Below are 19285 nucleotides of genomic sequence, written 5' to 3'. Positions count from 1 at the left end.
CCAGCCCCGCACCCCGCCACCCCGTCGGCAAACACCCCCACAAACAAGACACCCCCCGACCTTGAAGGCCGAGGGGGAACCTTTAAATTCAAGCTCAGCCCCGCCGGTCCATGTACTCGTACACCGACCCGTCCGGGTGCAGGGCGATCAGGTTGCGGCCCACCGGTGTCGGGACCGGCCCGGCGACGATGTGCGCGCCGAGCTCGGTCAGCACCCGGTGGGCCTCGTCGACGTCCTCCACGGCTATCGTCGCCGTCACCTTGCGCAGCACCTCCAGCTGCGACTCGGGGCCGCTCATCAGCAGGAAGCAGCCGACCGCGGCCACCTGGACGCCGCCCTGTTCGAAGCGGAGAGCTCTGGCGCCCGCGAGACCCTCGTAGAACGGGACGGCGGTGTCCAGATCATTGACGCAGACGCGCAGGCTGGTTCCCAGAATCTCCATGCGCACGAGCGTAGTTGGGGGTGGCCGGGCAGGTGATCGTTTCACCGGATCGCCGCGACGCCCACCCCCTCCGCCACATCCCCGGACGGCGTTATGCGTACGCCCGTGCGGGTACTCGCGGTCCATGAAGGGCTTGGATCATCTGGAGCACTTGGACAAGCAACTGGTCGACGAACTGGCGCAGGTGGCGCGTGAGACGGTGCGCGACGAACTGCGCGAGCAGACCCGCAGGCGGCGTCGCACCGCCACGCTGTACGCCGCGTCCGGCGCCGTCGCCCTGTACGCGGGCGCGGCTCTCGCGGTCGCCGTGGGCCTGGCCCTCGCGATCGGGCTGCCCGGCTGGGCCGCCGCACTGATCACCGCGGCGATCCTGGGCGCGGCGGCCTACGCGCTGCGCGAGGCCGCCCGGCCGTCGGCGGCGCGGCCCGGCCCGGGCCGCGCCGCGGACCTCGCGGCCGGGCACGACTCGGGCGCTCCGCCCGCGGGCGGCACCGGTGGGGCTGCGGGTGCGGCCGGTGGCACGGCAGGCAGGGCGGCGGGTGCGGCGCACCCGCCCGTGCCGCCGGTGCCGCCCGCGCCTCCGTCCGGAGCGATCCGGCCGGAACGCCCCGGCCAGACCGACCCGGGAACGGGCCACCGGGCCTGACACACCGTCGCGTTCCCGCCGCGTTCCCCGTCCTGTGCCGACCCGCGTTCCGACGCGCGTTCCGACCCGCGTTCCGAACTGTTGGAGCGTGACATGACACCGGGCGCCCGCTCGCCCCCCGGCCTGCGGGCGCCCCTCCGTGCCCCCACCGTGGCAGCCGCGGGCGGCCGGCCCGGTGCCGGGAGAAGTTTGGGTGCCCAGGCCAGGGGGACGCGGAAGGTCCCGTACCCAGGTACGCGACCGCGCCGGAGGCGAACCGTGAGTCGACCCCGCATCGTGATCGTCGGTGCCGGCTTCGCCGGCTACCGCACGGCCCGGACCCTGTCCAGGATGTCCCGTGGCAAGGCCGACATCACCCTGCTGAACCCGACCGACTACTTCCTGTACCTGCCACTGCTGCCCCAGGTCGCCGTGGGCCTCCTGGAGCCGCGCCGGACCGCCGTCTCCCTCACCGGCACACTGCGCCACGTACGGCTGGTCCTCGGCGAGGCCCACGGCATCGACATGGACGCGCGCACCGTGCACTACACCGGCCCCGAGGGCGGCGAGGGCACGCTGGCCTACGACCGGCTGGTGCTCGCCGTCGGCAGCGTCAACAAGCTGCTGCCGATCCCCGGCGTCGACGAGCACGCGCACGGTTTCCGCGGCCTGCCCGAGGCCCTGTACCTGCGGGACCACGTGACCCGCCAGATCGAACTGGCGAGCAGCGAGGACGACTCCGAGACCTGCTCGGCCCGCTGCACCTTCGTCGTCGTGGGCGCCGGCTACACCGGGACCGAGGTCGCCGCGCACGGGAAGATGTTCACCGACTCGCTGGTGCGCGGGCATCCGCTCCGGCAGGGCATCCGGCCCCGCTGGCTGCTGCTGGACATCGCGCCCCGTGTGCTGCCCGAGCTGGACGAACGGCTCTCGGCCACCGCCGACCGCGTGCTGCGGCGGCGGGGCGTCGAGGTGCGCATGGGCACCTCCGTGAAGGAGGCCACGCACGAGGGGGTTCTGCTGACGGACGGCGAGTTCGTCCGCAGCCGCACGCTCGTGTGGTGCGTCGGCGTACGGCCCGACCCGCTCGTGGAGAGCACCGGGCACCCGCTGGAGCGGGGACGGCTCGTCGTCGACCCCTTCCTCCAGGTGCCGGGGCGGCCGGAGGTGTTCGCGTGCGGGGACGCGGCCGCCGTGCCCGACCTGGAACACCCCGGCCGGTACACCCCGATGACCGCCCAGCACGCCTGGCGGCAGGGCAGGACCGCCGCGGTCAACGTCGCCGCCTCGCTCGGCGTCGGCGAGGCCCGCCCCTACCGCCACCGCGACCTGGGCTTCGTCGTGGACCTGGGCGGTGCGCAGGCCGCCGCCGACCCGCTCGGCGTCCCGCTGTCCGGGCCGGTGGCCGGAGCGGTCACCCGCGGCTACCACCTCGCGGCGATGCCCGCCAATCGCGTCCGGGTGGCCGCGGACTGGCTGCTGGACGCCGTACTGCCGCGCCAGTCCGTCCAGTTGGGCCTCGTACGGTCCTGGTCCGTGCCCCTGGACACGGCCTCCCCGGAGCTGGCCCGCGTACCGGGCGGGCCCGAGCGGCAGGCGAGGACGACGGCCGGCTCCGGACCGGCAGAGCCGGCCGACGCCGCGCACGGCGGATCCCACCCCTCCCCAGGCCCGGTCAAGCGAGACGACATACCCGCGGAAGGAGACCCATGAACACCGACGAACTCGTCGAACTCGGCCAGCAGCTGCGCGTCGACAGCGTGCGCGCCGCCGCCGCGGCGGGCTCCGGGCACCCCACGTCCTCCATGTCCGCCGCCGACATCATGGCGGTCCTGCTGGCGAACCATCTCCGCTACGACTTCGACCGGCCCGAGCACCCCGGCAACGACCGCCTCGTCCTGTCCAAGGGACACGCCTCCCCGCTGCTGTACTCCGCCTACAAGGCGGCGGGCGCCATCGACGACGAGGAACTGCTCACCTTCCGCAAGCTGGGCAGCCGCCTGGAAGGGCACCCCACCCCGCGACGGCTGCCATGGGTGGAGACCGCCACCGGATCCCTCGGGCAGGGCCTGCCCATCGGCGTCGGGATCGCGCTCACCGGCAAACGGCTGGACCACGCCGACTACCGCGTGTGGGTGCTGTGCGGGGACAGCGAGATGGCCGAGGGCTCGATCTGGGAGGCCGCCGAGCACGCCGGGTACGAGCACCTGGACAACCTGACCGTGATCGTCGACGTCAACCGGCTCGGCCAGCGCGGCCCCACCCGGCACGGCCACGACCTGGACGCCTACGCCCGCCGCTTCCGCGCCTTCGACTGGCACACGATCGAGATCGAGGGTCACGACGTGGACGCCGTCGACCGCGCCTTGGGCGAGGCGATCTCCACGCGGGGGCAGCCCACCGCGATCATCGCCCGCACCTTCAAGGGCAGGGGCGTCAAGGACGCCGAGGACCGTGAGGGCCTGCACGGCAAGCCGCTGAAGGACCCCGAGGAGGCGGTCGAGGAGCTGGGCGGCGTCCGGGACATCCGCGTCCGCGTGCACGAGCCGCGCTCGACCCGTTCGCTGCACGCGGTGGGCGACGGCAACCTCGAACTGCCCCGCTGGGACAAGGGCGAGAAGGTCGCCACCCGCGACGCCTACGGCCAGGCGCTCGCCGCGCTCGGCACCGCGCGCGGCGACGTCGTGGCCCTCGACGGCGAGGTCGGCGACTCCACCCGCTCGGAGTTCTTCGCCAAGGAACATCCCGAGCGCTACTTCGAGTGCTACATCGCCGAACAGCAGATGGTCGCCGCCGCCGTCGGGATGGCCCGGCGCGGCTGGGTGCCGTACGCCTCGACGTTCGCGGCCTTCCTGACCCGCGCGCACGACTTCGTACGGATGGCCTCCGTCAGCGGCTCCGGCATCAACCTCAACGGCTCCCACGCGGGCACGGCGATCGGACAGGACGGGCCCAGCCAGATGGGCCTGGAGGACCTGGCGATGATGCGCGCCGTCCACGGCTCGACGGTGCTCTACCCGTGCGACGCCAACCAGGCCGCCGAGCTCGTCGCGCGGATGGCCGACCTGGACGGCGTCCGCTATCTGCGCACCTCGCGCGGGGCGAGCCCGGTGCTCTACGGGCCCGAGGAGGACTTCCCCGTCGGCGGCAGCAAGGTGCTGCGCTCCTCCGCACGGGACCGGCTGACCGTCGTCGCCGCGGGCGTCACCCTGCACGAGGCGCTCGCCGCCGCCGACGCCCTCGGCCGGGACGGCATCGCGGTCCGGGTGATCGACCTGTACTCGGTCAAGCCGGTCGACCGGGACACGCTCCGGAAGGCCGGCGAGGAAACGGGCTGCCTGCTCACCGTGGAGGACCACCACGCCGAGGGCGGCATCGGCGACGCCGTGCTCGACGCCTTCACCGACGGACGCCCGGTGCCGCGCCTGGTGCGGCTCGCCGTCCGGGAGATGCCGGGCTCGGCCTCACCCGCCGAGCAGCTGCACGCCGCGGGCATCGACGCCGAGTCGATCGCGGCCGCCGCGCGGCTGCTGGTGGAGGAAGCGGTCGTGCGGTGAGTGACGAGGCGCGCACGGTGCGCACCGGCGGCCGGCGGGGATTTCGCCCCGTGCGGGAAGGATGTCCACCCCGCGAAGGTTTGGCCATGGAACCTGCGGCCACCCGGAGATGAAAGAGGTGGCCATGGCGAAGAGAGAAAACACCGCAAACTCGCAGGATTCACGAGAGCCACGGAGTGCTCGGGAGTCACCTGCCCGGGAGGACAGCCGTGCGACGGCGCCCCGGCCGAAGCCGATGGAGGTGCTGCGTGAGGCGCGTGCCCAGTTCGCCGAGCTGACCGGTCTCACCGCAGAGTCCGTCACGACCTTCGGGCAGACCGAGAACGGCTGGTCGCTGGAGGTCGAGGTCCTCGAACTCGTCCGCGTGCCCGACACCATGAGCCTGATGGCGAGCTACCTGGTCGAACTCGACCCGCAGGGGCAGCTCACCGGCTACCGGCGCCTGCACCGCTACGAACGCGGCCGCGCCGACGCACACGGGTCCGGCGGCCGCTAGGCCGCCTGCCCGCCATCACACCCGCAGTCACACACACAGACAAGGAGGCGCGGTTGGCATGACCGTTGTCCCGGCACAGACGTCCGGCGGCGGAGGCGGCAGCAGCGGCCTGTACGACGTACTGGAACTCGTCCTCGACCGGGGGCTGGTGATCGACGCGTTCGTGCGGGTCTCCCTGGTCGGCATCGAGATCCTGAAGATCGACGTACGGGTCGTCGTCGCCAGCGTCGACACCTACCTGCGCTTCGCCGAGGCCTGCAACCGGCTCGACCTGGAAGCCGGCCCGCACCGGACCCCCGGCCTGCCCGACCTGGTCGGCGAGGTCACCGAGTCCGGCGCGCGCGGCAAGGCCAAGGGGGCACTGTCCGGCGCCGCCCAGACCGTATCCGACGCCTTCAAGCAGGGCCGTGAGGAGCACGCGGGCGAGGCCGAGTCCCGGCCGCGGCCGCGCAGGACCACGCCGGCCCGCCGGAAGGAGGAGCAGGAGTGAGCACGTACGTCTACGGGATCACCGCCGCCTCGCACCCCGGCCTGCCGCAGGACTTGGGCGGTGTGGGCGAGCCGGCCCGGCCGGTGCGCGTGCTGACGGCGGGCGAACTCGCCGCGGTCGTCAGCGACGCACCCGAGGGGCTGCGCCCCAAACGGCGGGATCTGCTCGCCCATCAGGTCGTGCTCAGCGAGGTCGGCGCGGGCGGCTGTGTGCTGCCGATGCGGTTCGGCAGTGTCTCCCCGGACGACGACACCGTCACCGGCGTGCTCACCGAGCGCGCCGAGCACTACAAGGAGCGCCTGCGGGCGCTGGACGGCAAGGTCGAGTACAACGTCAAGGGCAGTCACGTCGAGGAGGCGGTGCTGCACCGCGTGATGGCCGAGAACCCCGAGATCCGGTCCCTGGCGGAGGCCAACCGGCGCTCCGGCGGCGGGGGTTACCAGGAAAAGCTCCGGCTCGGCGAGCTGGTCGCGGCCGCCGTGCAGGCCCGCGAGGCCGAGGACGCCGCTGAGGTGGTGCACGCCCTGCAGCCCGAGGCCGCTGCGGTCAGCGACGGCCCCCAGTCCACGGGCTGGCTGGTCAACGCGTCGTTCCTGGTGGACCGGGGCTCGGCGGACGAGTTCCTGGCCGCCGTCGAAGAGGCCCGCAAAGACCTGCCCCACCTCGATCTGCGTGTCAACGGCCCGCTGCCGCCGTACAGCTTCGTCGAGCCCGGCCCCGCCGAGCCCGCGAGCACCACGGCGGGGGCCGACGCGGGAGCGGAGTGACGCCATGGGTCTCATCTCCGAGGTGCTGCTGCTGCCGTTCGCTCCGGCGCGCGGCAGTGCGTGGGCGGTCAGGCAGGTACTGCGCGAAGCCGAGCGCATCTACTACGACCCGGCCACGGTACGGGCCGAACTGGCGCGACTGGAAGAGAGGTTGGAAGCAGGCGAGATAACCGAGGAGGAATACGACCGCCGGGAGGACGAGCTCCTGGACCGGCTGGAGATCGGCATGCGCGGGGGCGCGGGGACAGGTGAGGGGACAACACGATGAATCGAGTGGCACTCGGCCTCGCGCTAGGGGCCGGATACCTCCTGGGACGGACGAAGAAAGCGAAACTCGCCCTCGCCGTGGGCAGCATGGTGGCGGGCAAGAAGCTGAACCTCGGCCCGCGCGGAATCGCGGAGCTGGTCAACCGGCAGATGGTGAACAACCCGCAGTTCAAGGAGATCGGGGATCAGCTGCGCGAGGAACTGAGGGGCGTGGGCAAGGCGGCCTCAGGGGCCATGGTCGAACGGCAGATGAACGCGCTCGCCGACCGGCTGCACGGGCGGACCGCGCAGGTTCGCGACGAGCTCGCCGGCGTCGTGCCGCCGCCCGGCGGGGAGGAGGCCGAGGGGGAGGACGCGTACCCGGACGAGGACGAGGACGAGTACGAGGACCGGGAGGGCCGCGAGGCCGAGGAGGAGACCGGGGGCGAGGCCGGGGACCGGGGCGCACCGGTCCGGAGGGATGCGGCGAGGAAGGCGCCGGCGAAGGAGGCGGCCAAGAAGTCGTCGGCGGGCACACCGGCCCGGAGGGAAGCGGCGCAGAAGGCGCCCGCGAAGAAGGCCCCCGTCAAGAAGGCGGCGGCGAAGAAGACCGCGGCCGGGAGGACGGCCGCGAAGAAGACGGCCGCGGCCGGCAACGCGACCCGCGCTGCCCGCTCCCGGCGGCCGAAGGGTGGTGGTGACCGATGACCGAGGCCCTCGGATCCGCGACCTCCGCCGCCGGCGGCGCGGCGCGCGGCGCGGCGAAGGAAAGCCCGCTGAGCGACCTCGCCCACAGCGAGGCCGCCGACCGGCTCAAGGCCGAGGTGCAGGACTACCTCGGCGCCCAGGCCCAGCGGCTGCTGGTCGGCTTCGGCCACAAGCTCGGCGCGACCGCCGGCAAGCTGAACGACATGGCCGAGGGCAACAGCCCGGGCTTCGCCAAGCTCGCCCTCGACGCCGGACGCAAGATCGCCGAGGGCAAGGGCCCGGTGCGCTCGGTCCTGGAGCTGGGCGCCTCCCGCGCCAAGGACAGTGTCATGGGCGCGCTGAAGAACCTCGGTGGCGGCGGGGGCAAGCGCAAGCGCGGCGGGGGCAACAAGCCCATCGTCATCATCGAGTCCGTCGACGTCGGCGTGCCGCTGCGCACCGCCTACGACCAGTGGACCCAGTTCCAGGACTTCAGCACCTTCGCCAAGGGCGTCAAGAGTGCGAGCCGCGCCGACGACACTCACTCCGACTGGCAGCTGAAGGTGTTCTGGTCCAGCCGGAGCTGGAAGGCCCACACCACCGAGCAGGTGCCCGACCAGCGCATCCAGTGGACGTCGGAGGGCGCGAAGGGCACCACGAAGGGCGTCGTCTCCTTCCACCGTCTCGAGGAGAACCTCACCCGGGTCCTGCTGGTCATGGAGTACTACCCGAGCGGCTTCTTCGAGAAGACCGGGAACATCTGGCGGGCCCAGGGCCGCCGCGCCCGGCTGGACCTGAAGAACTACGTCCGCTTCATCACCCTCAAGGGGGAGGCCGACGAGGGCTGGCGCGGCGAGATCCGCGACGGCGAGGTCGTCCGCAGCCATGAGGACGCGGTCGCGGAGGAGGAGCGGGAGGCCGCCGAGGGCACGGAGGGGGAGCCCGAAGAGGAGGAGGGCCCGTACGCCGAGGAGGAAGAGCCCGAGGGAGAGGAAGAGCCCGAGGGAGAGGAAGAGCCCGAAGAGGAGGAGGGCCCGTACGCCGAGGAGGAAGAGCCCGAGGGAGAGGAAGAGCCCGAAGAGGAGGAGGGCCCGTACGCCGAGGAGGAAGAGCCCGAGGGAGAGGAAGAGCCCGAGGGAGAGGTAGAGCCCGAGGAAGAGGTAGAGCCCGAGTACGCCGAGGGCGGGGGCCGCCGATGACGACGCCCAGCCGACTGCCCGAACCGTACGGCCCGAGCAGCGGGGCCAACCTCGCCGACATCCTCGAGCGCGTGCTCGACAAGGGCATCGTCATCGCGGGCGACATCCGCATCAACCTGCTCGACATCGAACTGCTCACCGTCAAGCTCCGGCTCGTCATCGCCTCGGTCGACAAGGCCAAGGAGATGGGTATCGACTGGTGGGAGAGCGACCCGGCGCTCTCGTCCCGCGCCCGCCGCGACGAACTCGCCCGGGAGAACGCGGAGCTGCGCGAGCGGCTGGCGCGGCTGGAGGAACTGGAGCTGGACCGCGGCCGACCGGAGCCGGACCGCCTGGAGCGGGGCCGCGTGGACCAGGACCGTGCCCGCAAGGAGGCACCATGACCGGACTGCGGTACGTCTACGCCGTCTGCCGGCCCCTCGGCGCGCCCCTCCAGGCAGAGCTGACCGGGGTGGCGGGCGCTCCGGCCAAGCAGCTCAACCACCACGGCCTGGTCGCCGTCGTCAGCGAGGTGCCCGAGCGGGACTTCGCCGAGGAGCCGTTGCGCGCCCATCTGGAGGACCTCGACTGGCTCGCCGCCACCGCCCGCGCCCACCAGGGCGTCATCGACGCGCTGACCGTCGTCACCACACCGCTGCCGCTCAGGCTCGCCACCGTCTTCCGGGACGACAGCGCCGTGCGCACGATGATCGAGGCCCGCGAGGACCACATCCGCCACACCCTGGACCGGCTGGAGGGGCGTGTGGAGTGGGGCGTGAAGATCTACGCCGAGACCGAGCAGCCCCAGCAGGCCGCGCAGCCCGTGCCCAAGGCCGCCTCGGGCCGGGACTACCTGCGGCAGCGGCGGCAGCAGACCCGGGCGGGCGAGGACCTGTGGCAGAAGGCGGAGACCTTCGCGACCCGGCTGCACGAGCAGCTCTCCGCCTTCGCCGAGGAGTCCCGGCTGCACGCCCCGCAGCACCCTGCCCTCTCCGGCGGCACGGCGGGGCGGAACGTGCTCAACGCCGCCTACCTGGTGCCGCGCGGCGACTCCGAGGAGTTCGTGGAACTCGTGGACCGCACGAAGGACGACGTGCCGGGGCTGCGCGTGGAACTCACCGGGCCCTGGGCGGCGTACTCCTTCGCGGGGGAGGAGGCATGACGGTCGTCGAACGCCGTGAGATCGCCCTGGTCGACCTGCTCGACCGGCTGCTGGCCGGCGGTGTCGTCATCACCGGGGACATCACCCTGCGCATCGCCGACGTGGACCTCGTCCGCATCGACCTGAACGCGCTGATCAGCTCGGTGAACGCCCAAGTGCCGTCGCCCTTCGAGGAGTAGCCGTGGCCCCGCGCAAGCGACTGGACCTGGAACCCGACACGGTCGAGCGGGACCTGGTGAAACTCGTGCTCACCGTTGTGGAACTGCTGCGCCAGCTCATGGAGCGGCAGGCGCTGCGCCGCTTCGACGAGGGGGACCTGAGCGAGGAGCAGGAGGAGAGGATCGGTCTCACGCTCATGCTCCTGGAGGACCGCATGGAGGAGCTGCGCGATCGCTACGGGCTGCGGCCCGAGGACCTGAACCTGGACCTCGGACCGCTGGGACCCCTGCTTCCCCGGGAGTGACGCTGCACGAACGACGGGGAACGGGGGAGAGGTCCCGAGGAGAGCTGCTGAATCAGCCTTCCTTGCGGCACAGGATCTCCCCGTGCAGGACCGCGAACCAGCCGTCGTGCCGCTCGCCCCACTCCCGCCACGCCGCCGACACGGCCCGCAACCGCTCCTCGGTCGCGTGTCCGCCCGCGACGGCGCGCTCGGCGTACGCCGACGCCACGGTGCGGTCGGCCCAGAGCCCGCTCCACCAGGCGCGCTCGTCCTCGGTGGCGTAGGTCCAGGTGCTGGAGGTGGCCGTGACGTCGGTGAAGCCGGCCGCCAGCGCCCAGGACCGCAGCCGGCGTCCGGCGTCCGGCTCGCCCCCGTTGCCGCGGGCGACCCGCCGGTACAGGTCCAGCCAGTCGTCCAGCCCCGGCACCCGGGGGTGCCAGGTCATCGCCGCGTAGTCCGCGTCGCGGACGGCGACGTAGCCGCCCGGCCTCGTCACCCGCCACATCTCGCGCAGCGCCTGCACGGGGTCGCCCACGTGCTGGAGCACCTGGTGGGCGTGGACGACGCAGAACGTGTCGTCGGGGTGGTCGAGGGCGTGGACGTCGGCCACCGCGAAGTCGACGTTGGTCAGGCCCCGCCCGGCGGCCGTGGCGCGGGCCTGCTCCAGGACGCCGGGCGCCCGGTCGACACCCGTGACGTGCCCTTGGGGGACGAGGGCCGCCAGGTCGGCGGTGATGGTGCCGGGGCCGCAGCCGATGTCGAGGATCTTCATGTGCGGCCGGAGCGAGCCGAGCAGGTAGGCCGCGGAGTTGGCGGCGGTGCGCCAGGTGTGCGAACGCAGCACGGACTCGTGGTGCCCGTGCGTGTAGACGGCCGTCTCCCGCTTCGGCATGGCTGTACCCCTTCTCGTCCCCTGACCCCGTGGGCCCGCGGCCCCGGGCGGTACGGATCACGGTACGCCTCCGTGCCGGATGCTGAGACCTCGATTTCAGCATCCGGACAGACGGTGGCGGGCGGTCAGTCTCCGGGCAGCGGCCGGTACACCGCCAGCGCCTCGGGCAGCTTCTCCAGCCACAGCTCGTCCTCCGCCTCCATCACCTCGCCGTCGTGGGCGAGCAGCGTGCCGGGCGCGACACCGGTCAGGCGCAGCCGGCCCACCTGGACCGCGGCGTGGGCGGGGGACCGCGTCAGCGGGCCTGCCAGGGCCGCGGACAGCAGGCGCAGCGCCGGCCTGCGGCCCCCGTGCACCACCCGGACGTCGAGCTTTCCGTCCGTCAGGTCGAGCCGGCGGCCCGGCGCGAGCCCCATCCGGTGGTACGTGCCGTTTCCGGCGAACAGCAGCCACAGCGGGTGGGTGCGGCCCTGCACCACCGCCCGCAGCGGATGGCGGTCGGCGCGCAGCACCTTCAGCGCCGCCAGCACTCCGGCCGGCCAGCCGCCGATCCGGCCGGACCAGCGCTCGCGCTCGCGCACCAGCTCCGGGTACAGGCCGAGGCTGAAGGTGTTGAGGAAGACGCCCCGCTTGCTCCCGGAGCGGAAGCGGCCCACGTCCACGCGTACGCCGTGACCGTGCTCCAGGGCCCGGCCGAGGGCCCGCGCGTCCTCCACGCCGAGGTCGTAGGCGAAGTGGTTCAGCGTGCCGCCGGGCAGCACCGCGAGCGGCAGGCCGCGGCGCAGGGCGACCTCGGCGGCCGCGTTCACGGTGCCGTCGCCGCCGCACACCCCGAGCACCCGGGCGCGGTCGGCCGCCTTCTCCAGTTCGGCCTGGACCTCTTCCGGCTCGCACTCGACGACGTCCGCCTCCGGCAGTACGTCCCGCAGCGCGCCGGCGCGGTCCGCGGTGCCGGAGGCCCGGTTGGCCACCAGCACCAGGCCCGCGCCGCCGGGCAGCGCCGGCAGATCGGCGCGGGGGCGGGGCGGCGGGCCGGTCTGGGCGCGGGTGGGCACCAGGGCGCGTGCCGCGAACGCGACCCCCGCGCCCAGTGCGGCACCCGCCAGCACGTCGCTCGGGAAGTGGACGCCGGTGTAGACGCGCGAGAGCGCCACCGACGCGGCGACCGGGGCCACCGCCGCGCCCCAGGCCGGGGACTCCAGGGCGACGCCGGTCGCGAAGGCGGCCGCGGACGCCGCGTGCCCGGACGGGAACGACGTCGTGAACGGCTGCCGCCTGAGCCGGCGCATGATCGGGACGGGGTCCAGGACCGGCCGGTCGCGGCGCACCGAGCGTTTGCCCAGGGTGTTGACGGTCAGGGACGCCAGGCTCAGGGAGGCCAGGCCGCGGACGGCGGCCCGGCGGGCCCTCGGGGTGCGGCTCGCGGTGATGGCGGCCGCCGCCGCGCACCACAGCACGCCGTGGTTCGCGGCCCTGCTCAGCCTCGGCAGCACGGGCCCGGCACCGGGCCAGCGGCGCTCGGCCGCGAACTCGAACAGCCGGCCGTCCAGGGCCGCCAGTCGCTTCAGGACGGCGTGGGCGCCGGTCTTCGGGACGGTGAGGTCGAAGTCTGGGCTCATACGGGGACCGTTACCCTGAAGTCGCCGTTTCTTGTGTGCGCGGGGCGGCACCGGCCGTCGTAGGGACCCTTGCATGCGTCTGCTCCTCATCCGTCATGCCCAGACCCCCTCCAACGTGGGCCACCTGCTGGACACGCGGATCCCCGGGCCCGGCCTGACCGCGCTCGGCGAACGGCAGGCCGCCGCGCTGCCGCGGGTCCTCGCCGGCGAGGACATCGAAGCGCTCTACGCCTCCACGCTCGTCCGCGCCCAGCTCACCGCCGGGGCCCTGGCCGCCGTCCGCGGACTCGACGTGATCGTCCGCGACGGCATCCGCGAGGTGTCGGCGGGCGACCTGGAGACGGAGCCGGGCGACTCCGAGCGCGGACAGGTCTACATGCGCATGCTGCTGGGCTGGGCCGCCGGTGACACCCGGACGCGCATGCCCGGCGGCGAGAGCGGCACCGAGGTACTGGCCCGCTACGACGCCGTCGTCGCCGAGGCCACCGCGGACGGCGCCGGAACCGTCGCCATGGTCAGTCACGGCGCGGCCATCCGCCTGTGGACCGCGGTCCGCGCCCGCAACCTCGACGCGGAGTTCGCCGCCACCCACCCCCTGGAGAACACCGGCGTGGTGGTCCTCCAGGGCTCGGCCGACGCCGGATGGACGGCCCTGACGTGGGCGGACGCGGTCGTCACCCCGGCGCGGGAGAGCGGCCCGGCGGGACGGCCCGTGGACTTCGGATAAGCGTTTGCCCGGCCCGTACGGTCCCGACCAGAATGCCTGACCATGGGACATCTGGAAGCCGCGCACCTGGAGTACAGCCTCCCCGACGGGAGGACGCTGCTCGGCGATGTGTCCTTCCGGGTGGGAGAGGGGGCCGCCGTGGCCCTCGTCGGACCGAACGGTGCCGGCAAGACCACCCTGCTCCGCATGGTCTCCGGCGAGCTGAAGCCGCACGGCGGCACCGTGACGGTCGGCGGCGGTCTCGGCGTGATGCGGCAGTTCGTGGGGTCGGTGCGGGACGAGACGACCGTGCGCGACCTGCTCGTGTCGGTCGCGCCGCCGCGGGTGAGGGAGGCCGCGCGGGCCGTCGACGCGGCCGAGCACGCCATCATGACCGTCGACGACGAGGCCGCCCAGCTCCGGTACGCGCAGGCGCTGGCCGACTGGGCGGAGGCACGCGGCTACGAGGCCGAGACGCTGTGGGACATGTGCACCACGGCCGCGCTCGGCATGCCCTACGACAAGGCGCAGTGGCGGCAGGTGCGCACGCTGTCCGGCGGCGAGCAGAAGCGGCTGGTGCTGGAGGCGCTGCTGCGCGGCACGGACGAGGTGCTGCTGCTCGACGAGCCGGACAACTACCTCGACGTGCCCGGCAAGCGCTGGCTGGAGGAGCGTCTGAAGGAGACCCGCAAGACGGTGCTCTTCGTCTCCCACGACCGTGAACTCCTCGCCCGCGCCGCAGACCGGATCGTCTCCCTCGAACCCGGCCCGGCCGGCGCCGACGCCTGGGTGCACGGCGGCGGTTTCGCCACCTACCACGAGGCCCGGCGTCAGCGCTTCGCCCGCTTCGAGGAGTTGCGCAGGCGCTGGGACGAGAAGCACGCGCAGCTGAAGAAGCTGGTGCTGAACCTGCGGCAGGCCGCCACCGTCAGCCATGAACTGGCCTCCCGCTACCAGGCCGCCCAGACCCGGCTGCGCAAGTTCGAGGAGGCCGGTCCGCCGCCGGAGCCGCCGCGTGAGCAGGACATCCGGATGCGCCTGAAGGGCGGCCGCACCGGCGTCCGGGCCGTCACCTGCCAGGGCCTGGAGCTGACCGGCCTGATGCAGCCCTTCGACCTGGAGGTCTTCTACGGCGAACGCGTCGCGGTGCTCGGCTCCAACGGCTCCGGCAAGTCGCACTTCCTGCGGTTGCTGGCCGGCGAGGACGTGGCGCACACCGGCGCGTGGAAGCTCGGCGCGCGGGTGGTCCCCGGACACTTCGCCCAGACCCACGCACACCCCGAGCTGGTGGGCCGCACCCTGCTGGACATCCTGTGGAAGGAGCACTCCCAGGACCGCGGCGCCGCGATGTCCCGGCTGCGCCGCTACGAACTGACCGGCCAGGCCGAACAGACCTTCGACCGGCTCTCCGGCGGTCAGCAGGCCCGGTTCCAGATCCTGCTGCTGGAACTGGCGGGCGCCACCGCCCTGCTCCTGGACGAGCCGACCGACAACCTCGACCTGGATTCCGCCGAGGCCCTCCAGGAAGGCCTGGAGGCCTTCGAGGGCACGGTCCTCGCGGTCACCCACGACCGCTGGTTCGCCCGCTCCTTCGACCGGTTCCTGGTCTTCGGCAGCGAAGGCCGGATCCGCGAGACCCCGGAGCCGGTGTGGGACGAACGGCGGGTGCGACGGGCGCGGTAACGACGCCCGCCCGCCGTCGGGCCGCTCACTTCCAGCGCAGGACGGCGCCCAGACCGCCCGCCGGCACGTCCTCGCCGACGGCGGCCGGGTCCAGCGACAGGGCCGTGGCGTCCTGGCAGACCGCCGAGCGGAGCAGGGCGTCGTCGGCACGGGCCGGCCAGGACTGCCGCTCGCCGAGCGTCTTCAGCTCCGTACGGCGCACGGCCAGCTGGTCGGCGTCCTCGCCGATCCACACCTCGCGGTGGGCGTCGGCGCCGTCCGGGCGGATCAGCAGTTCCTCGAGACGGTGCTCGCGAGCCGCCTCGACCAGCGCGGACACCCCCTCGGCGGCCCCCGACCGGCCCTCGTCGTCCGGTGTCCGGGCCGCCCGGAACCGGTCCAGCTCGGACTCGACACGCTGGTGCACGTGCTCGGCGCGGATCCGCTCCACGTCCTCGTCCAGCAGCCGGCTGCCGGTGCCGGGGGCGGCCTCCGCCACGCGGGCGTGCAGCCGTTTCGGCAGCCGCTCGCGCACCTCGCGCCGCTCCCGGTCGTCGCCGACCAGGATCAGCAGGTCGGCGTCCGTCTCCTCCTGGCAGACGCTGAGCGCGTCCGCGATCTCCGCCGCGTTGTGCTCCCAGGTGTTCTCCACCTTCAGCTGGAAGTGCCGTTCCGACCAGTCCGCGCTCCCCGTCCCGTGGATGGGCCACTCCAGCCCCACCACCGTCCCCGCGTCCTCCCGGCCCAGCGAGCTGCGCAGCTCGAAGTCCGCGCCCCTGCGGTCGACGTACGCGACGATCGCGACCGGATCCTCACCCGCCAGGTCCAGCAGCGGCGCCACGCGCGGCAGCGGCGCCCACTCCGCCCGGCTGCCGCCCCACGGCGGACGGGCCAGCAGCGGGTCGAGCACGACCGTGCCGTCCCGCGCGAACAGCACCCGCCCGTGCGGTTCGGGGACATGGCGAAGCTCCCGTACGGCCTCCTCCACCGCTCGGCAGGTGGCCTCGTCCGCGCCTTGCCGCGCCAGCTCGCGCCCCATGGCCCCGGCCGTCAGCTCCAGCCGGTGGGCCGTGTCCTCCGCGTGCCGCGAGGTGTCGACGTACACGGAGGCCCAGGGGCCCGGGTGTTCGTACAGTGGATGCAGAAAGGCGAGATCCATGGCTCCCTCCCGGAGACCGTTCGGTGGCGCCGCACGCCGGGCGGGTACCCGGACCGCAGGTACGAACACGACGAACGGGGCACCACCATGACCGGAGTCGACCCGGGACGGCTGGACGACCAGCAGCTGATGAAGGAGCTGGAGACGATCCACCGCACGCGCCACGACACGCTGCTGTACGGCTCGAACGACGCGCTGCGCACCCACAACGAACGCATGGCGCAGCTCGAGGGCGAGTACCTGCGCCGCAACCCGCGCCGCCCGGTCGCCGCCGGCCGCACCCGCGAGGGGGCCCGGGAACGCGGATGCGGGGAGTCGGCGACTCCCCGCGTCTGAGGAACGTCCCGGCGCCGGCGGGTCAGCCGGCGTTCTCGGTGAGGACGTCGAGGAAGGCCTCGCAGAACGCTTTCAGATCGTCGGGCTTGCGGCTGGTGATCAGCTTGTTCGGGCCGTGGTCGCAGATCTTCACCTGCTCGTCGACCCAGATGCCGCCCGCGTTGCGGATGTCCGTCCGCAGACTCGGCCACGAGGTCAGCACCCGGCCCCGTACGGCATCCGCCTCGACCAGCGTCCACGGCGCGTGGCAGATCGCGGCCACCGGACGGCCCCGCTCGAAGAACGCCCCCACGAACGCCACCGCCTTCTCGTCCATCCGCAGGAAGTCCGGGTTGGCGACGCCGCCCGGCAGGACCAGCGCGTCGAAGGAGTCCGGGGAGGCCTCGCCGACGACCGCGTCCACGGGGAACCTGTCGGCCTTGTCCAGGTGGTCGAAGGCCTGGATCTCCCCGGACTCGGTCGACACGAGCACGGTCTCGTGACCGGCCGCCTTCGCCGCCTTCCACGGTTCGGTGAGCTCGACCTGCTCCACGCCCTCGGGCGCGGTCAGAAATGCGATGCGCATGATGCCTCAACGTCCTTCCGCCGCCCCGGGGACGGGCCCTGCCGTCCCCGGGGCGCTTTTCTCCTCGCGCCGGCCGCGACGCCCGCGGGCACGGGCCTACGCGCGCTCCTCCCGCGCGGGCGTCTCGGTGTGCGTCAGCTCCCGGGCCAGCTCCTGCACATTGGCGTAGCGCGCCTTGTGCGGCAGTCGCTGGAGCGCCTCGATCAGCGTGTCGGGTGCGTTCTTGCGCCTGAGCAGGCGGGTCAGCTCGCCCGGACCCGCGGGAAAGGCACTGCGGCCCAGGATCCTGGCCAGCTCCAGGCGAACGGTCTCCAGGGACGCCCGGGAGCCGCCCGGCGCCACCGGTCCGCCCCACACCTCCGGATCGTCCTCGGCGGTCGGCTCCGGGTCGTGCCACTCCTCGCTCCGCGTGGGATGGCCGGACCTGAGCAGTCCTTGCAACTCGTGCTTCATCTCGTCGTCACGGTGGACACTGAGCCGGTCACTGCCTCGCTGCATATCTCCCTCCAGATCGTCGGGGGTGGCCACCGCGTACCCGTGCGCGGGGAGCCGACACCGGTTTTCCGGGACGGGATGACACCCGAGGGGCGGCCGGAATCCCGCCCCGCCGCGGTGGCGTGTTTGGGCGCCCGGGACCGGGGGCAGGCGCGGAGCCAGTGCTTCGGACCGGAGGCACGCCCGTGGGAGCGGCGCGACCCGCCGCCACGCGCGGCCGTCCGGTTCACGCGCCCGCGCTCCCACGGTGACCGTCCACCCGAGAGGCCCCCGAGGGAGCTGCGACGCACCATGCCAACGCGAGCGAGCGCCAGGCACCACCCCCACGACGACGCCCCCGACACCGCGGAAGCCTTCCGCCGACTCGCCGCGCTCCCCCCGGGGCGGCGGCGGAACGAGGTACGCGACGAGATCGTTCAGGCCTGGCTGCCGATGGCCGAACGGCTCGCCGGCCGGTTCCGCAGCCGCGGCGAGAGTTCCGAGGACCTGCGCCAGGTCGCCGCGCTCGGCCTGGTCAAAGCGGTCGACCGCTACGACCCCGAGCGGGGCAACGCCTTCGAGAGCTACGCCGTGCCCACCATCACCGGTGAGATCAAACGGCACTTCCGCGACCACATGTGGACGGTGCACGTCCCGCGCCGGGTGCAGGAACTGCGCAACCGGGTCCGCTTCGCCTCCCAGGACCTCTCCCGGACGATCTCCGGCCGCGGCCCCACCGTCGCCGAGATCGCCGAGCACGCCCACCTCAGCGAGGAGGAGGTGCGGATCGGACAGGAGGCGCTGGAGAGCTTCACCGCCCTCTCGCTCGACGCGGAACTGCCCGGCAGCGAGGACGGCTACTCCCTGGGCGACAGCCTGGGCTCGCCCGACCCGGCCCTGGACACCGTGGTGGACCGCGAGTCGGTCAGGCCGCGGCTGGCGGCGCTGCCCGAACGGGACCGGGCCATCCTGTACATGCGGTTCTTCGGCGACATGACGCAGAGCCGGATCGCCGAGCAGTTGGGCATCTCGCAGATGCACGTGTCCCGGCTGATCGGCCGGTGCTGCGACCGGCTGCGGGAGCAGGTGATGCGGGAGGGCGTGTAGGGGCGGCCCGCTTCCGGGGCGGCCTTGCCCCCGGGGCGGGCCGCCGGCGTCACCCGATAGGACGTTGGTGTCCCGCCAAGGGGACTCGGCCGCGCGCGACCCGCGGCCCCAGCGGCTGTGATGGCAGCGAAGGGCACGAACCCGTGCCGTCAGCCGTCGTCGGTTCCAAGGAGCCCCGCTCATGCGCCGTACCGTCCCCCGCGCCCTGCCCGTCGCCGTCCTGGCCGGAGTCATAGCGGGTGGGGCCGCGTCGGCCGCCCTCGCGAGCCCGGCCGCGCACGCTCGTCCCCCCGCCCTGCGGCAGGCGGTGCGCACCGCCCACGCCCCGCGGGCCGGCGAGGGCGCCGCGGTCACCGTCGTGTGCGGCCCGGACGGCGGCGACGCCTTGCGCGCCGCGGCCGAGGCCTGCACGCCGGCGTCCGGATCCGGCGCGGGCAGGCGCGGCAGGCTGTCCGTGGCCGTGCCCGGTACGGACCGTGCCGGAGCGTCCGGGGACGCGGTCCCGTCGGACGCTGCCCGCGCCAGGCCGTCCGGGGGCGCCCTCGGCGACGCGGAGGCCGCGGCACCGGCCCAGGCCCCGGCGGACGCGTCGCGGGACCCGGTCCTCCAGGACGCGCCGGCCAACGACCCGTTCCGCCCCGATTCCGGGGAGTCCGTGCCCGGTGGCTCGGTC

Annotated in this window: 23 protein-coding genes and 1 pseudogene; 18 read left to right on the top strand and 6 right to left on the bottom strand. The window is 73.6% G+C overall.

Going from position 1 to position 19285, the window contains the following annotated elements; translation table 11 throughout:
* Nucleotides 1-94: 94 nt before the first annotated feature.
* Nucleotides 95-442, bottom strand: coding sequence for a VOC family protein (locus tag ACFY3J_RS29040; protein WP_384185006.1), 348 nt, complete (start codon nucleotides 440-442; stop codon nucleotides 95-97).
* 124 nt (nucleotides 443-566) lie between these two features.
* Between ACFY3J_RS29040 and ACFY3J_RS29035 the strand changes: the two genes are divergently transcribed.
* The 13 genes from ACFY3J_RS29035 to ACFY3J_RS28975 all read left to right on the top strand — a co-directional run bounded on the left by ACFY3J_RS29035 (nucleotide 567) and on the right by ACFY3J_RS28975 (nucleotide 10113).
* Nucleotides 567-1088 carry a phage holin family protein gene (locus ACFY3J_RS29035; protein WP_384185008.1) on the top strand — a complete coding sequence of 174 codons (522 nt, stop codon included), beginning with the start codon at nucleotides 567-569 and terminating at the stop codon, nucleotides 1086-1088.
* 258 nt (nucleotides 1089-1346) lie between these two features.
* Complete coding sequence (locus ACFY3J_RS29030; RefSeq protein WP_384185011.1) at nucleotides 1347-2780, top strand: NAD(P)/FAD-dependent oxidoreductase; 1434 nt, start codon at nucleotides 1347-1349, stop codon at nucleotides 2778-2780.
* The gene (locus tag ACFY3J_RS29025; protein WP_384185013.1) at nucleotides 2777-4624 is read left to right on the top strand and encodes a transketolase; all 1848 of its coding nucleotides are present in this window, start codon (nucleotides 2777-2779) and stop codon (nucleotides 4622-4624) included. The genes ACFY3J_RS29030 and ACFY3J_RS29025 overlap by 4 nt, the downstream gene beginning before the upstream one ends.
* Nucleotides 4625-4748: 124 nt before the next feature.
* Complete coding sequence (locus ACFY3J_RS29020; RefSeq protein WP_384185016.1) at nucleotides 4749-5120, top strand: gas vesicle protein; 372 nt, start codon at nucleotides 4749-4751, stop codon at nucleotides 5118-5120.
* Between the two features lie 58 nt (nucleotides 5121-5178).
* Nucleotides 5179-5610 (top strand): gas vesicle structural protein GvpA, encoded by a 432-nt coding sequence (locus tag ACFY3J_RS29015; protein ID WP_384185019.1) that lies wholly within the window; start codon nucleotides 5179-5181, stop codon nucleotides 5608-5610.
* On the top strand, nucleotides 5607-6377 hold the full coding sequence (locus ACFY3J_RS29010) for a GvpL/GvpF family gas vesicle protein (RefSeq protein WP_384185022.1): 771 nt from the start codon (nucleotides 5607-5609) through the stop codon (nucleotides 6375-6377). Before ACFY3J_RS29015 ends, ACFY3J_RS29010 begins: the two co-directional genes overlap by 4 nt.
* Nucleotides 6378-6381: 4 nt before the next feature.
* A complete protein-coding gene (locus tag ACFY3J_RS29005; protein ID WP_384185024.1) occupies nucleotides 6382-6645 on the top strand; it encodes a gas vesicle protein GvpG in 264 nt (87 codons plus the stop codon).
* Nucleotides 6642-7331, top strand: a complete 690-nt coding sequence (locus ACFY3J_RS29000) for a DNA primase (protein ID WP_384185027.1) — start codon at nucleotides 6642-6644, stop codon at nucleotides 7329-7331. Before ACFY3J_RS29005 ends, ACFY3J_RS29000 begins: the two co-directional genes overlap by 4 nt.
* The gene (locus tag ACFY3J_RS28995; protein ID WP_384185029.1) at nucleotides 7328-8509 is read left to right on the top strand and encodes an SRPBCC family protein; all 1182 of its coding nucleotides are present in this window, start codon (nucleotides 7328-7330) and stop codon (nucleotides 8507-8509) included. The genes ACFY3J_RS29000 and ACFY3J_RS28995 overlap by 4 nt, the downstream gene beginning before the upstream one ends.
* Entirely contained in the window at nucleotides 8506-8892 is a 387-nt protein-coding gene (gvpJ, locus tag ACFY3J_RS28990) for a gas vesicle protein GvpJ (RefSeq protein ID WP_384185031.1), read from the top strand. Before ACFY3J_RS28995 ends, gvpJ begins: the two co-directional genes overlap by 4 nt.
* Nucleotides 8889-9650, top strand: a complete 762-nt coding sequence (locus ACFY3J_RS28985) for a GvpL/GvpF family gas vesicle protein (RefSeq protein WP_384185033.1) — start codon at nucleotides 8889-8891, stop codon at nucleotides 9648-9650. Before gvpJ ends, ACFY3J_RS28985 begins: the two co-directional genes overlap by 4 nt.
* Complete coding sequence (locus tag ACFY3J_RS28980; protein ID WP_141356740.1) at nucleotides 9647-9829, top strand: gas vesicle protein; 183 nt, start codon at nucleotides 9647-9649, stop codon at nucleotides 9827-9829. Before ACFY3J_RS28985 ends, ACFY3J_RS28980 begins: the two co-directional genes overlap by 4 nt.
* A 2-nt stretch (nucleotides 9830-9831) precedes the next feature.
* A complete protein-coding gene (locus tag ACFY3J_RS28975; RefSeq protein ID WP_384185036.1) occupies nucleotides 9832-10113 on the top strand; it encodes a gas vesicle protein K in 282 nt (93 codons plus the stop codon).
* A 52-nt stretch (nucleotides 10114-10165) separates the two neighbouring features.
* On the opposite strand, the gene ACFY3J_RS28970 is transcribed toward ACFY3J_RS28975, so the two are convergent.
* Both ACFY3J_RS28970 and ACFY3J_RS28965 read right to left on the bottom strand, forming a co-directional pair.
* Nucleotides 10166-10984, bottom strand: coding sequence for a class I SAM-dependent methyltransferase (locus tag ACFY3J_RS28970; protein WP_384185039.1), 819 nt, complete (start codon nucleotides 10982-10984; stop codon nucleotides 10166-10168).
* 125 nt (nucleotides 10985-11109) lie between these two features.
* A complete protein-coding gene (locus ACFY3J_RS28965) occupies nucleotides 11110-12603 on the bottom strand; it encodes a bifunctional phosphatase PAP2/diacylglycerol kinase family protein (RefSeq protein WP_384185041.1) in 1494 nt (497 codons plus the stop codon).
* Nucleotides 12604-12676: 73 nt separating this feature from the next.
* On the opposite strand from ACFY3J_RS28965, the gene ACFY3J_RS28960 reads away from it, so the two are divergent.
* Nucleotides 12677-13330 (top strand): histidine phosphatase family protein, encoded by a 654-nt coding sequence (locus ACFY3J_RS28960; protein WP_390842041.1) that lies wholly within the window; start codon nucleotides 12677-12679, stop codon nucleotides 13328-13330.
* A 42-nt stretch (nucleotides 13331-13372) separates the two neighbouring features.
* On the top strand, nucleotides 13373-14992 hold the full coding sequence (locus ACFY3J_RS28955) for an ATP-binding cassette domain-containing protein (RefSeq protein WP_390842040.1): 1620 nt from the start codon (nucleotides 13373-13375) through the stop codon (nucleotides 14990-14992).
* Nucleotides 14993-15017: 25 nt separating this feature from the next.
* Here ACFY3J_RS28955 and ACFY3J_RS28950 read toward each other — a convergent pair whose 3' ends face one another.
* Entirely contained in the window at nucleotides 15018-16130 is a 1113-nt protein-coding gene (locus tag ACFY3J_RS28950; protein WP_384185049.1) for a Vms1/Ankzf1 family peptidyl-tRNA hydrolase, read from the bottom strand.
* Between the two features lie 87 nt (nucleotides 16131-16217).
* On the opposite strand from ACFY3J_RS28950, the gene ACFY3J_RS28945 reads away from it, so the two are divergent.
* Nucleotides 16218-16466, top strand: a complete 249-nt coding sequence (locus ACFY3J_RS28945; RefSeq protein ID WP_384185052.1) for a DUF6158 family protein — start codon at nucleotides 16218-16220, stop codon at nucleotides 16464-16466.
* A gap of 22 nt (nucleotides 16467-16488) precedes the next feature.
* On the opposite strand, the gene ACFY3J_RS28940 is transcribed toward ACFY3J_RS28945, so the two are convergent.
* A complete protein-coding gene (locus ACFY3J_RS28940) occupies nucleotides 16489-17031 on the bottom strand; it encodes a type 1 glutamine amidotransferase domain-containing protein (RefSeq protein ID WP_390842039.1) in 543 nt (180 codons plus the stop codon).
* 96 nt (nucleotides 17032-17127) lie between these two features.
* Complete coding sequence (locus tag ACFY3J_RS28935; protein WP_225079634.1) at nucleotides 17128-17529, bottom strand: DUF2795 domain-containing protein; 402 nt, start codon at nucleotides 17527-17529, stop codon at nucleotides 17128-17130.
* A gap of 288 nt (nucleotides 17530-17817) precedes the next feature.
* Here ACFY3J_RS28935 and ACFY3J_RS28930 point away from each other — a divergent pair, with 288 nt between their 5' ends.
* Together ACFY3J_RS28930 and ACFY3J_RS28925 are read left to right on the top strand one after the other, a co-directional pair.
* Nucleotides 17818-18612, top strand: a complete 795-nt coding sequence (locus ACFY3J_RS28930) for an RNA polymerase sigma factor SigF (protein ID WP_384185057.1) — start codon at nucleotides 17818-17820, stop codon at nucleotides 18610-18612.
* A 181-nt stretch (nucleotides 18613-18793) separates the two neighbouring features.
* A pseudogene (locus ACFY3J_RS28925) lies at nucleotides 18794-19285 on the top strand (hypothetical protein); the annotation flags it as partial.

This window comes from Streptomyces sp. NPDC001231 (genome assembly GCF_042896885.1).
Lineage (GTDB): Bacteria > Actinomycetota > Actinomycetes > Streptomycetales > Streptomycetaceae > Streptomyces.
The sequence above is the reverse complement of the archived record's forward strand: the minus strand, read 5'-3'. Positions and strand labels throughout refer to the sequence as shown.